A 13,529-nucleotide genomic window follows, 5' to 3' on the forward strand; every position below is an offset into this window, starting at 1 on the left:
GACAACGCACCGAACCGGCCATAGCCGCCCTCATCAGTCACGACGACATGAAATCACCTACAGCGCAAGGTCGCTCGGCGATTGCCCCTTAGCGCCGGATTTCGTCAATCTGCTCCCCGACCCCCGAGGAAAGGAAGCAGAATGAGGATACCGGGCACACGGCGGGACACGACTTGGCCGATCATTCGTGAGGCCACGATCGAGCTGATCTACCAGCACGGTTTCGAGACCATGAACACCCGTCAACTGGCCGAACTCGTACAGATGAAGCCAGGTTCTCTCTACTACTACTTCTCGAGCAAAGAAGAACTGCTGAATCGACTGGTCACCGAGGTGCTGGACGAGATCGTCGACGACCTCGAGTCCAGGCTCGAAGGTGTCGAGTCCGGACTTGATCGCCTCGACACCTTCATCTCCGGTCTCGCCGAGTGGCATGTCACTCGGCACAAGGAAACCTATATCGCCCGAATGGAAACCCGCAGTCTCTCCGAAGAACGACTCGACTTATACATGAAGTCTCGCGATCGGTACGACCACCTGCTGGATGACATCTTGCTCCAGTGCCGTCGGGAGAAATCGATTGCCGACATCCCCCTGACCCTGACGCGACTATCGATCCTGACGATGATTACCGGGATCACGAGTTGGTTCAAGCCGACGGGAGAGGCCAGTCTGGATGACCTCACCGCATTTTACGTCGCAGCAGTTCGCAGGTTGGTCGGCGCCAATCCCGATCCTTCAGTCTGATGTTCGAACGGCGCCTCGACGCCGCCTGAGCGCAGTAACGACCCATCGATGCCCGTCAGATCGACAGATCTGCCGGTCCGCATAGCTTGCACATTAGTCGAATCACGAAGCGGATAGCAGATTCGTCGCGGTCGACGCGCCTACGTGTGCAGGCGAATTCGTATTCTTCCAACGAGTCGGCAGGCTCTTGACAGAGAATCAAACGAACCATAGATTTATGATGTACATCACCACTAGGTGCAGATGCTCTCAAACGCATCGCCGATGTATCCGCTCGATTCACACTGTGCATTTGTCACCCCTTGGAGGACCACATCATGAAGACTCAGGCTGCTGTTCTGTGGGAACTGAACGCAGATTGGAAGGTTCAGACTGTAGAACTCGATGACCCGGGCCCTACCGAGGTACTTGTCGAGATGAAGGCGACAGGACTATGTCATTCGGACGATCATTCGGTTACTGGCGACATGCCGACCCCGCGTCCTATCGTCGGTGGGCACGAAGGAGCCGGGATCGTTCGCAAGGTAGGAGCAGAAGTCCACGACCTCGCTGTCGGTGACCATGTCATCACCTCATTCATCCCGGCCTGCGGGAAATGTCGCTGGTGCGCAATGGGAATGCAGAACCTGTGCGACAACGGGGCCATCATTCTCGAAGGTACGCAGCCGAGTGGTGGATACCGGATGCACATCGACGGAACCGATATCGGGACACTGAGCACGCTCGGAACCTTCGCCGAATGGCAAGTTTACGACCAGATGTCGGTTGTCCGGATCGATAAGGACATCCCACTCGATGTCGCCTGCCTCGTGGCCTGCGGTGTCCAGACCGGTTTTGGTTCTGCAACCACGGCGGCGGAGGTAAGGGCCGGCGACGTCGTCTTGGTCATCGGTGCAGGTGGGGTCGGGATGAATGCCGTGCAGGGCGCCGCAATGTCCGGCGCGAGTCACGTCGTCGTGGTGGATCCCGCACCGTTCAAGCGGGAGCAAGCCCCCATCTTCGGCGCCACCGAGACCTTTGCCGACTTCGCCGAGGCCGACGAGTTCGTCAAGTCAATCACCAATGGGCAGGGCGCAGACTCCGCCATCGTCACGATGGGTATTGTGCACGGAGAGGATATCGGTAGGGCGTACAACGCAATTCGTAAGGCCGGTACTCTCGTGATCACCGGCCTGGGCCCAATCGACGAGGACGGACTCCCCGGCGTCAACGCTTTCACGCTCGCCATGTTCCAGAAGCGTATTCAAGGTGCGCTGTACGGCATGGCTTCCCCGCGCGAGGCGATGCCGATGCTGCTGCGGTTGTACCAGTCGGGCAAGCTCAAGCTCGACGAACTGATCACCCGCCGCTATACCCTCGACCAGATCAATCAGGCGTACGCCGACATGCACGACGGACGCAATATTCGCGGGATCATCGAATTCGGTAGCAAGTAGCGCCCACCAGTACATCCGTGCACCCGACGCACACCTTCGAACACTCGAGATCGAGGAGCTCAATCATGTCCGTACCGACAGCCACAGATCCATCGACGCGTACATACCGAACAACTAATCCGGCGACCGGCGAAGTGGTTCGGGAGTACCCGCCACTGACCGACGCCGACGCCGATGCCCTATTGATTCGCGCGCATGCGGCGTACCAGACGTGGCGTCGGACTCCGATTGCCGAGCGAGTGCGTCTGTTTCGGAAATTCATCGAACTGCTGGAAGCGAACGTGGACGAACTGGCCGCGCTCGTGACGACGGAGATGGGCAAGCCGTTGGCTCAGTCGGTGGCGGAGATGGACATGGTCACGTCGACTTTTCGGTACTACGCAGACAACGGTGAGAAATTGCTCGCCGACGTCGAGACCGAGATCGCCGGTTTCACTCGGGCGATTACACGCCGGGAACCAGTCGGGGTGGTTCTCGGCATCGAACCATGGAATGTTCCGATGTATCAGGCAATGCGCGCAACAGCGCCGAACCTGATGTTGGGCAACACGGTTCTGCTCAAACCATCCGAAATCTGTGCTGGTTCGACGCTGTTCTTCGATCACCTCTTCGCAGAAGCGGGCTTTCCGGCCAATGTGTACCAGACCGCACTTGTGTCGACCACCCAGGTTTCCGCGTACATCGCCGACGACCGCGTTCGCGCAGTCACCTTGACAGGATCTGATCGCGCCGGATCCGCTGTCGGAGAGCAGGCTTCACGTCACATCAAACCGGTTGTACTCGAACTCGGCGGATCCGATGCGTTCATCGTGCTCGAGTCCGCCGATGTCGAGGCCGCTGCGGACACGGCGGCGGGACTGCGGTTGTTCCTCGGCGGTCAGTTCTGCAATGCCCCGAAGCGGGTGATCGTGACCGATGCCGTCGCAGACGACTTCATCGCTCGCTATGTTGCCACCTTCGCCGCCAATACACTCGGTGACCCATTCGACCCCGCTACAACCGTTGGACCACTGTCGAGTTCGGTGGCGGCCGACACCCTCGAGGCGCAGTATCGTGACGCAGTCGACAAGGGTGCAACCGTCCTCGTTCCTGGCGGGCGCGTCGATGGGCCGGGCGCGTTCTTCACCCCGGCGGTACTCACGGACATCACCCCCGATATGAGGATCTTTTCCGAAGAGGCATTCGGTCCGCTCGGCATGATCTACCGCGTCGCCGATGCTGCTGCCGCGGTCAAGCTCGCAAACGAATCTGCATATGGATTAGGCGGTACCGTGTTCGGAGATTCCAACGCTGCACGCGATGTGGCGCAGCAACTCGACACCGGAATGGTGGGAATCAACAATTTCCTCGGCGCGCCTGCCGAGATCCCGTTCGGTGGAACCAAGCGCTCCGGAGTAGGCCGCGAGTTGGGCGCATCCGGCATGGACCAGTTCGCCAACATCAAGACATACGGCATTTCCTGAATCGAACGAGATCCGTTTCGTGCCGACTCACCATATGTTGGTTCACGCGGGTCCTGATTAGCAGCGCCAAGGTCACAGTCGGACCGGCGCCGCTGGTCAGGACCCGCTGCGATCTCGGTATCAGTGGCCTGGGAAGGACGGTGATCTCGCTCCGCCCGGATGGGCGTGCACCAAAGGAAGTTACCCACGAAAGAAAGGGTGAACGCCAAAAAACAGGGTTGGCTGTCGTCGCATCCCACTTTTCGCAGTCGATACCTGGCGTCCCTAACGCGCCGGCATGCACAGTGGCAGCGCCGACGAAACTTGGCTTGACCGAGCACCCTCGTACTCGTCGACGTAAACCCGGTATGCGAGCGGGATGGGCGACGGCCCAAGGTAATTGTCTGTTGTCGTGAAGAAGAGTGCTTCGATGATCGCGGCACCTTTCTGCCGGGCGCTGCCGTCTGCGGCCGGGAGTCAGTCGTTCGCACCGACCATTCGGAGTGCCAGTTCGACGTAGCGTGTTGCGATGATGTCGGGCTCGGAGTACGTATTCGAGGGGAACCATCGGCTGACGTCGACGCCGAGAGACGTGATGGCTAGTGTGGCGGCCTCGACGTCGATTGTTTGGAAGTCTCCTGACGCATCGCCGGCTTCGATGATTCGTGTGAATACCCGTGACGTGGTCCGTCTGATGTCTGCGATTGCGTTGAAGTGCTCGTGTGAGAGCGAACGTAGTTCGTGTTGCACGACTCTCGCGAGTGCGTGGTTGTCGGCGTGCCACTTCACGTACGCAGTTACGGTGGCCGCCAGCCTCAGAGCGGGCGGCGCGATCGGCTGGTCGGCGTGCATGACGGTGGCGAGTGCGGCGTTATGGCCTTCCAAGCTGATGGCGAACAGTAGCGATTCTTTGGTCTTGTAGTGGGGGTATACGGCTCCAGGACTCAGGTCCAGACTGGCTGCGATTTCCCGAGTGGTGCTCGCCCCATATCCCTTGGCTGCGAAGACTTCGATAGCCGCAGTCCGTATGCGGGCGGCGGCTTTTGACGTGCCTACCTCACATGCGACAGCTTGCGCGGGTGTGCTCATCGCACGGTTGCCTCTCGATCGTTTGAGGTTGACAGGTATCCATCTGCGCAGTCAGTATATGCGAGCGCATAGAAACTATGCGCTCGCATATTTATGGCCGCGCGGTGCTCCGCGCGAAACCCACCCCCGCTCGAGTGCGTCCGCACTCGGCCCCAACTCAGGAGGCTTCATGCCCGAGGCTGTCATTGTTTCTGTTGCACGCTCGCCGATCGGCCGCGCCATGAAGGGATCGCTCAAGGGTATGCGCCCGGACGATCTGACCGCGCAGATGGTCCAGGCCGCTCTTGCAAAGATTCCGGCTCTGCGTCCCTCCGACATCGACGACCTCATGCTCGGTTGCGGATTGCCGGGAGGAGAGCAGGGGCAGAACATGGGCCGCAACGTCGCGATCCAACTCGGCTACGACTTCATCCCCGGTACGACGGTCACCCGGTACTGTTCGTCATCACTGCAGACCACAAGGATGGCCCTGCATGCGATCAAAGCCGGTGAGGGCGACGTCTTCATCTCCGCCGGTGTCGAGACTGTGTCTCGATACACCAAAGGCAACTCCGATTCACTTCCCGACACGCAGAACCCGCTGTATGCCGACGCACAGGCTCGCACCGAGAAGCTAGCCCAGGGCGGTCAGCAGTGGGTCGACCCCCGCCAGACGGGTTTGCTCCCCGATACCTACATCGCCATGGGGCAGACCGCCGAGAACGTTGCCCAGGTCACCGGAATCACCCGCGAAGAGCAGGACCGCTGGGCGGTACGGTCCCAGAACCGCACCGAGGAAGCGATCAAGAACGGCTTCTTCGCACGCGAGATCACCCCGGTCACACTCCCGGACGGCACAGTCATCAGCGAAGACGACGGTCCTCGTGCCGGCACCACCTACGAGGCCGTCAGCCAACTCAAGCCCGTATTCCGACCCGACGGCACCGTCACCGCCGGCAATGCCTGTCCACTCAACGACGGCGCCGCTGCCTTGGTGATCATGTCCGATACCAAAGCCAAGGAGCTGGGACTGTCCCCACTCGCCCGCATCGTGTCCACCGGGGTCTCCGGGCTGTCGCCGGAGATCATGGGCCTGGGCCCGATCGAAGCGTCCAAGCGGGCTCTCACGATCGCGGGGCTGGGTATCTCCGATATCGACCTCGTCGAGATCAACGAGGCATTCGCCGTGCAGGTGATCGGGTCGGCGCGAGAGCTGAACATCGACGAGGACAAGCTCAACGTCTCCGGTGGCGCCATCGCTCTGGGGCACCCCTTCGGTATGACCGGTGCCCGCATCACCGCGACATTGCTCAACAACTTGCAGACCTACGACAAGCAGTTCGGCCTCGAAACCATGTGTGTCGGAGGCGGACAAGGTATGGCAATGGTCCTCGAACGCCTCAACTGACAGCGAAGGAAACACCCATGGGCAACATCACTTATGACTTCACCGGCAAATCGGTCATCGTCACCGGTGCCGCCCGCGGCATCGGTCAGGCACTGGCACGCCACTTCGTCGAAGCCAAAGCCGCCGTCTTCATGGTGGACTTCGACGAGATCGAACTCGACAAGGCCGCCCGTGACGTCGGCGCCGTCGGCATCCCCGCCGACGTCAGCAACACCGACGACGTCGAACGGGTCGTCTCCACCGTGATAGACGAGACCGGCCGGATCGACATCCTCGTCAACAACGCGGGCATCCTGCGCGACAAGGTGCTGTGGAAGCTGACCGACGACGACTGGAATCAGGTCCTGAATGTCCACGCCGGCGGGACATTTCGTTTCACGAGGGCATGTGTACCGCACTTCCGGAAGCAGGAATTCGGGCGCGTCGTCAACATCACCTCCTACACCGGACTGCACGGCAACCGGGGCCAGGCGAACTATGCCACCGCGAAAGCCGGGATCATCGGATTCACCAGAACCGCTGCGAAGGAACTGGCCGCGTTCGGTGTCACCGTCAACGCCATCTCGCCGAACGCAGCCACGCGGATGACCGCCTCGATTCCTGAGGACAAGATCGCCGAACTCACCGGACCAATCTCACGGTTCGCCGACCCGTCCGAGATGGCCGATGCCATCTGCTTCCTGGCTTCCGAGGAAGCCGGCTACATCACTGGCGTCGTCCTTCCGGTCGACGGCGGTGTCTCCATGTGACACCATTTTCTGAACGGATGAACCCATGACCGATGTACTCTCCCGGCGCGACATCGACTTCCTGCTCTACGAATGGCTCGACGTCACCTCGCTGACCTCCCGCACACGCTTCGCCGAACATTCGAAGGACACCTTCGACGCGGTGCTCGACCTCAGCGCGGACATCGCGCACAAGCATTTCGCCACACACAACAAGAAGGCCGACGCCCAGGAGCCGACCATGCGCCCCGACGGCACCGTCGACATGATCGACGAGGTCAAAACGGCCCTCGACGCCTACGCGACGTCGGGACTGATCGCGGGGCAATTCGACGAGAGCGTCGGAGGCATGCAACTACCCACCACGGTGGCACGGGCGGCGATGGCCTGGTTCCAGGCAGCCAATGCCGGTACCGCCGCATACCCGTTCCTGACAATCGCCAACGCCAACCTGATCGCGGCTTACGGCACCGAACAGCAGATCGACGACTACCTCCGCCCGATGCTCGAGGGCCGGTACTTCGGCACGATGTGCCTGTCCGAACCCCAGGCTGGGTCGTCGCTGGCGGACATCACCACCCGGGCGATCCCGCAGGAGGACGGCAGCTACCGGTTGACCGGCACGAAAATGTGGATCTCGGGAGGTGACCACGAACTCACCGAGAACATCGTGCACCTGGTGCTGGCGAAAACCCCGGGCGGCGGTCCCGGGGTCAAAGGCATCTCGTTGTTCATCGTCCCGAAATTCCTCCCCGGTACCGATGGCAGCGTCGGCGAACGCAACGACGTCACGCTCATGGGCCTCAACCACAAGATGGGCAACCGCGGCACCACCAACACACTGCTCGCATTTGGTGACGGAACACATTCCCCGGCAGGCCAATCCGGCGCTGTGGGATTCCTCGTGGGGCAGGAGCACCGGGGTCTGTCGTATATGTTTCATATGATGAACGAGGCCCGGATCGGTGTCGGTTTCCTCGCGATCTCCCTCGGTTACGTCGGTTACCTGAAATCGCTCGAGTACTCGAAGGTACGAACCCAGGGTCGCCCGCTCGAAGCCAAGAACCCGTCTTCCGCGCCGGTTCCGATCATCGAACACGCCGATGTCCGCCGAATGCTGCTCGCGCAGAAGTCCTATGTCGAAGGTGCTCTGGCGCTTGGTCTCTACTGCTCCTGGTTGGTCGACGAGCACGACACCGTCGAGGATGCAGCAACCGCTGACGAGGCAAGGTTGCTCCTGGACGTCCTGACCCCGATCGCGAAGAGTTGGCCGTCGCAATGGTGTCTCGAAGCCAACAGCCTCGCGATTCAGGTTCACGGAGGGTACGGCTATACCCGCGACTACGACGTCGAACAGCACTACCGCGACAACCGCTTGAATCCCATTCACGAAGGCACGCACGGCATTCAAGGGCTGGACCTGCTGGGTCGCAAGGTCACCATGCATGACGGTGCCGGCTTGACGCTGCTCGGATCGAAGGTTGCAGAGACCATCGAACGCAGCCGCCTTCTCGGGGGCGACACGGCACGCTACGCGGACGAACTCGACGTTGTGTGGAACCGCGTCGTCGAGGTGACGACAATATTGCGGTCCACGAGTGATACGGCGACCTCGTTGGCGAACTCGTCGGTGTATCTGGAGGCATTCGGACACACCGTGATCGCATGGATGTGGCTCGAACAGCTCACCGCGGTCGTCGGCAAGGACGGCGACTTCTACGACGGGAAGCGCCACGCCGCCCGCTACTTCTATCGTCATGAGCTGCCCAAGGTCACACCGCAACTCGATCTGTTGGCAAGCCTTGACCGGACCACACTCGACATGAACCCCAACTGGTTCTGAGCCCGAAGAGGCATTGAACATGAACGTACTCGACAGATTCCGCCTCGATGACCGTGTCGTTATCGTCAGCGGCGCATCGTCCGGACTCGGGGTGGCGTTTGCACGAGCATTCGCCGAGGCCGGCGCGGACGTCGTCCTCGCGGCTCGACGCGTCGACAAACTGCAGGATACAGCCGCGCTGGTTCGGGCGAGCGGACGCCGCGCTCTCCCGGTGGCAACGGATATCGCGGATCCCGATCAATGCACGAATCTGGTCGACGAGGCGATGGCGGCGTTCGGACGCGTCGATGTTCTCGTCAACAACGCCGGAATCGCGACCGCCTTCCCTGCTACCCGCGAAACACCCGATCAGTTTCGTTCGGTCATTGACATCAATCTCAACGGTTCCTACTGGACCGCACAGGCCTGTGGCAGAGTGATGCAACCTGGCAGCTCCATCATCAACATTTCCAGCATCCTCGGACTCACGACAGCCGGTCTACCCCAAGCTGCATACAGTGCCAGCAAGGCTGCCATCGTGGGATTGACCCGTGATCTGGCCCAACAGTGGGGCTCGCGGAAGGGAATTCGTGTCAATGCGATCGCCCCTGGATTCTTCGCTTCCGAAATGACGGACCAGTACCAGGACGGCTACCTCGACGGTCTGGCCTCTCGCATGGTGCTCGGACGGACCGGCGACCCAGCTGAACTCGCTGCGACACTTGTGTGGCTGGCCTCGGATGCCGCCGGTTACGTGACCGGACAAACCATCGCGGTGGACGGCGGCGTCACCATCACCTGATCGAGGATCCCCCTAACCGTCCACCGATCTCCTCTACACCAACCAGAGCAGGACAGCATGCCCACTACGATCGATAAGGTCGACGACCTCCACCAACTCCTCGGCCAGAAACTCGAAGACAGCGACTGGTTCGACATCACCCAGGATCGGGTCAATATCTTCGCCGAGGCCACGGACGACCGTCAATGGATTCACGTCGACGTCGATCGCGCCAACAACGAAAGCCCTTATGGCGGACCCATCGCCCACGGCTACCTCACGTTGTCGTTGCTGAGCGCTATGTTCTTGCAAGTACTCCATGTCCGGCAGGCGTCGATGGCAATCAATTACGGCTTGAACAAGGTCAGGTTTCCCGCATCTGTCCCTGTCGGATCCAAGGTTCGACTTAGCGCAGAGGTGACAGCTGTCGAAGATATCGCTGACGGCGTCCAGATCATTCTCCGAGCGACGGTGCACTGCACCGCGTCACAGAAGCCCGTGTGTGTCGCCGAACCCGTCTACCGCTTCTATCGCTGACCAGACCTTTGTGTGGACCTAGTCGGTTGTTTCCGAAGTAGTATCCGATCGAAATCTTTGTGCTTCGTTCGTAGTCAAGTGACGCACCGAGGTGTCATGGGTCCGACTGGAAGGTTGGCGAGCCCCCTGAGGGCCAACCTTCCGGTCGGCCGGTCCAGCTGCATACGACTCACCGAACTCGAAATTGTCCGCGCCACCAGCGGCTCGGGGGAACCAGGCCTCTGATTTCGGAAATGCCTAGGAAGCGGAAGCGGAGGCTGTGGTGATCCGCAACGTCATGCACCATATGTCTGCAAGCAAGTCCAAAGTTTCTGCGCGTTCACTCGGGGACGTATCGGGCTGCCAATACTGTGTTATGACGCTGTTGAGTTGCAGAACGAGCATCTCGATGAGCAACACCGCCCGCCGCCGTTCCGGCCCTTCAGGTAGCGACGCCTCATACTGCGTGAGCGAATGACCGATACGGTCGTAAACCGCACTCTGTGAGTTTCGCAGGGTGCTCTCGATGGCAAGAGCCTCGTTCCATGCAGAGACGAATTCCGCATGGTCGAGCCACCACTGTGTGGCGTCTATCAGCCAGTTGTGGATCGAACGGCGTGTTCCGGTGATCAATGCCGTGTCTAGTGTTTTCCAATGATCGAACGCAGACCGTGCAAGGAGATGATCGGCGGCGGCGAGAAAAATCTCCGGTTTGCCCGAAAAATGTAGGTAAAAGGTCGCACGGTTGACATCGGCGGCGTTGGTGATGTCGCGAATAGTAGCGGCAGAGTAGCCGCATCTGGTGAATGCGTCGTAACTTGCCGCAACCAAACGTTCGCGGGTCAGCCGCTTCTGGTCGTCCCGCATGGACGTCCGCCGACCAGGGGGAGGTTGGATCGAGTCCGTCGTCATTCTCATAGGATACGAGTTCCGGTTCTCGTCCAACGAGAGCCCGCCCTGGACGGGGACCGAGTGCGGGTACGTCTGTGTGAGGTGAATATCCGATCTCACGGGAAGTTCATTTCGTGGCAGCTTCGTACCCATCGGCAAACAGGGTTTGAGCAACCTCACGCATCTTCACTTTGCGGACCTTACCTGTCACGGTCATCGGGAAGTCGTCGACGACATGTACATATTTCGGAATCTTGTGTCGGGCGATCTTGCCGGACGCAAACGTCTTGAGATCGTCAGATGTGAAGGTAAGTGCTCCGTCGCGGAGGCGAACCCATGCCATGAGTTCCTCGCCGTACTTGGCGTCAGGGACCCCGATGACCTGGGCGTCGAGGATGTCCGGGTGAGTATAGAGAAACTCTTCGATCTCACGAGGGTAGATGTTCTCACCGCCGCGGATGACCATATCTTTTATACGTCCGGTGATTTCGACGTATCCGGCGTCGTCCATGACGGCCAGATCTCCCGTGTGCATCCATCGGTCACTGTCGATGGCTTCGGCTGTCTTGTCGGGCTCATTCCAGTAACCGATCATCACGCTGTAGCCACGGGTGCACAACTCACCGGTCTGTCCTCGCGGCACGATCTCGCCGGTGTCTGGGTCGACAATTTTGATTTCGAGGTTAGGCCCCACCTGCCCCACTGTGCTCACGCGCTGTTCGAACGTGTCGTCGATCCTGGTCTGGGTTGACACCGGTGAGGTCTCCGTCATGCCGTAACAGATCGATACTTCGGCCATGTTCATCGTGTTGATGACCTGCCGCATGACTTCGGCCGGGCAGGGCGAGCCTGCCATGATCCCTGTTCGCAGACTGCTGAGATCGTAGGAATCAAAGTCCGGCAAGGCGAGTTCGGCGATGAACATGGTCGGCACGCCATAGAGACTTGTGCACTTTTCCTCGACGACGGTTTCCAGCGTTTTGGCAGGGTCGAATCCGTCCGCCGGTATTACCATCGTCGCTCCGTGGGTGGTCGCTGCAAGATTGCCCATCACCATGCCGAAGCAGTGATAGAAGGGTACCGGAATGCAGATTCGATCGGCTTCGGTGTATTGGAGTAGCTCACCGACGAAGTAGCCGTTGTTGAGGATGTTCCGATGCGAGAGAGTGGCACCTTTGGGGTTGCCGGTTGTCCCGGAGGTGTACTGGATGTTGATCGGATCGTCGGTCGACAAGACCGAGGTCTTCACCGCGATCTTGTCCAGTTCCTCGGGGGTCGGCTCGACGAACATGTCGTCCCATTCGGGTGATCCCAGTAAGACGATTGTTTCCAAGTGGATGCAGTTCGGTTTGGCTGCGGTGAGCATCGCCGCGTAGTCGGCACCCTTGCATTCCGGTGCGGCAATCATCCAGCGAATGTCTGACTGATTGAGTGCGTATTCCAGCTCATTCTGACGGTATGCAGGGTTGATATTGACCAGAACCAAGCCGAGTTCGGCGGTTGCATACTGTGTCAACGTCCATTCGGCCCGGTTCGGTGACCACAGGCCGACCCGATCGCCGCGCGTCAAACCACGGCGATCGAACGATGCTGCGAGGGTCCGGACGTGATGTCGGAATTCTCGGTAGGTCCAGCGCCGTCCCGTAGAACGTTCCACGAGCGCCTCATTGTCTGGAAAAGCCTCCGCCGTCTGCTGCAACGATTGCGGAATCGTGAGGTCCAGGAGGGGTGCGTTGTCTCCTTGGGAATAGGACAGTGCCATGGTCGTGAGCTCCTAGTTGATCATCGAGGAATTGGTTGGTCGCGGCACGGTCGAGGACTACATGAGGCCGACCGGTTTTATTTTCAGACATCGCATTCAGCTACAGCTCGGTGAAACATCCATCAGCTCGCCGAGGGGGCGAAACACCGATTCGGAAATCGCTTGCGGATAGAACGCTGTGGCGCAAAGCACAATTTTCACTGTACGATCTCACTCGACAGCATGTCGCGTCAATAGCCGCAAAGCGCCGGAAGTGACTCCTTCCGGCTCACCGGATTCACCGCCTGGGGCGACCGGGCCATGAAGACCGAAACAGCGCTTGATCCCGGAGCGCGACGGCCCTGTTCGGTCCTCGTTCTGCAACCAGGTGCACTACTTCGCCTCCCGCGAGGAGGCCCAACCGTGGCTGGACGCACACCCCGACGGCGAAGTCCTGGACATCGAGGCTGCGCATCGGGTCAGCGTCGCCGTCGCATCCTCGATGCTGGCGCAGGCCGACACCGCTGATCCGGACTCGGTCACGCAAGACGACTACTCCGCACCTTGACACCTACCGCGCGGAGGCAGCACACGAAAGCTCCGATAAACCCCGGAGAACGATGCGACTCGTCTGATGAATGAAGTGACCATCTCCGATGGCTCGGTCATATGCGCAGAGCAAAATCCTGACCCCGACCGCCTCGCAACCCCCATTGCATAGTTATGCGCCACTTCGGGTCGTCTCTCATTCGTTCGTTTGTCGGACACTGCCGGACCCATATCGGCGAGTGCTGGTGTCAGTTTCAGAAGTAGGCTGCACGATTTGCTGGGGTTTTACCCGTGATTGCAGTCGTCTTCTGACATTCTGAGTGCAGAAGTGAACTGCACAATCGGCACCACAGGTCGGGGTGTTCAAGGCTGTGGTGGGGGTGGGCGGCCGATGTGCGGA

Annotated in this window: 12 protein-coding genes; 9 read left to right on the forward strand and 3 right to left on the reverse strand. The window is 60.0% G+C overall.

Annotated elements, in window-relative coordinates:
- Nucleotides 1–141: 141 nt before the first annotated feature.
- From J1M87_RS24950 to J1M87_RS24960, 3 genes are all read left to right on the forward strand, one after another.
- Nucleotides 142–747: a TetR/AcrR family transcriptional regulator gene (locus J1M87_RS24950; protein ID WP_206492443.1), complete on the forward strand. Its 606-nt coding sequence runs from the start codon at nt 142–144 to the stop codon at nt 745–747.
- Between the two features lie 317 nt (nt 748–1,064).
- Nucleotides 1,065–2,183 (forward strand): NDMA-dependent alcohol dehydrogenase, encoded by a 1,119-nt coding sequence (locus tag J1M87_RS24955; protein ID WP_206492444.1) that lies wholly within the window; start codon nt 1,065–1,067, stop codon nt 2,181–2,183.
- Nucleotides 2,184–2,248: 65 nt separating this feature from the next.
- A complete protein-coding gene (locus J1M87_RS24960) occupies nt 2,249–3,646 on the forward strand; it encodes an aldehyde dehydrogenase family protein (protein ID WP_016895512.1) in 1,398 nt (465 codons plus the stop codon).
- Nucleotides 3,647–4,102: 456 nt separating this feature from the next.
- Here the strand turns inward: J1M87_RS24960 and J1M87_RS24965 are convergent, their stop codons facing one another.
- Nucleotides 4,103–4,714, reverse strand: a complete 612-nt coding sequence (locus J1M87_RS24965; protein ID WP_016895511.1) for a TetR/AcrR family transcriptional regulator — start codon at nt 4,712–4,714, stop codon at nt 4,103–4,105.
- Nucleotides 4,715–4,883: 169 nt separating this feature from the next.
- On the opposite strand from J1M87_RS24965, the gene J1M87_RS24970 reads away from it, so the two are divergent.
- The 5 genes from J1M87_RS24970 to J1M87_RS24990 are packed head-to-tail and all read left to right on the forward strand — an operon-like array spanning nt 4,884 to nt 9,969.
- A complete protein-coding gene (locus J1M87_RS24970) occupies nt 4,884–6,101 on the forward strand; it encodes an acetyl-CoA C-acetyltransferase (RefSeq protein ID WP_165639968.1) in 1,218 nt (405 codons plus the stop codon).
- Between the two features lie 17 nt (nt 6,102–6,118).
- Nucleotides 6,119–6,850 (forward strand): SDR family NAD(P)-dependent oxidoreductase, encoded by a 732-nt coding sequence (locus J1M87_RS24975; RefSeq protein ID WP_165639967.1) that lies wholly within the window; start codon nt 6,119–6,121, stop codon nt 6,848–6,850.
- Between the two features lie 25 nt (nt 6,851–6,875).
- Nucleotides 6,876–8,672 (forward strand): acyl-CoA dehydrogenase, encoded by a 1,797-nt coding sequence (locus tag J1M87_RS24980; protein ID WP_206492445.1) that lies wholly within the window; start codon nt 6,876–6,878, stop codon nt 8,670–8,672.
- Nucleotides 8,673–8,691: 19 nt separating this feature from the next.
- Nucleotides 8,692–9,453, forward strand: a complete 762-nt coding sequence (locus J1M87_RS24985; protein ID WP_206492446.1) for an SDR family NAD(P)-dependent oxidoreductase — start codon at nt 8,692–8,694, stop codon at nt 9,451–9,453.
- Nucleotides 9,454–9,510: 57 nt separating this feature from the next.
- The gene (locus tag J1M87_RS24990; RefSeq protein ID WP_206492447.1) at nt 9,511–9,969 is read left to right on the forward strand and encodes a MaoC family dehydratase; all 459 of its coding nucleotides are present in this window, start codon (nt 9,511–9,513) and stop codon (nt 9,967–9,969) included.
- A 237-nt stretch (nt 9,970–10,206) separates the two neighbouring features.
- On the opposite strand, the gene J1M87_RS24995 is transcribed toward J1M87_RS24990, so the two are convergent.
- Entirely contained in the window at nt 10,207–10,860 is a 654-nt protein-coding gene (locus J1M87_RS24995; protein ID WP_206492448.1) for a TetR/AcrR family transcriptional regulator, read from the reverse strand.
- Nucleotides 10,861–10,966: 106 nt separating this feature from the next.
- On the reverse strand, nt 10,967–12,601 hold the full coding sequence (locus J1M87_RS25000) for an AMP-binding protein (protein ID WP_206492449.1): 1,635 nt from the start codon (nt 12,599–12,601) through the stop codon (nt 10,967–10,969).
- A 319-nt stretch (nt 12,602–12,920) separates the two neighbouring features.
- Between J1M87_RS25000 and merB the strand changes: the two genes are divergently transcribed.
- Nucleotides 12,921–13,148: an organomercurial lyase gene (merB, locus tag J1M87_RS25005; protein ID WP_241257448.1), complete on the forward strand. Its 228-nt coding sequence runs from the start codon at nt 12,921–12,923 to the stop codon at nt 13,146–13,148.
- Nucleotides 13,149–13,529 lie beyond the last annotated feature (381 nt).

Source organism: Rhodococcus sp. KRD162 (genome assembly GCF_017168335.1).
In the GTDB taxonomy this organism is placed as follows: Bacteria; Actinomycetota; Actinomycetes; order Mycobacteriales; family Mycobacteriaceae; genus Rhodococcoides.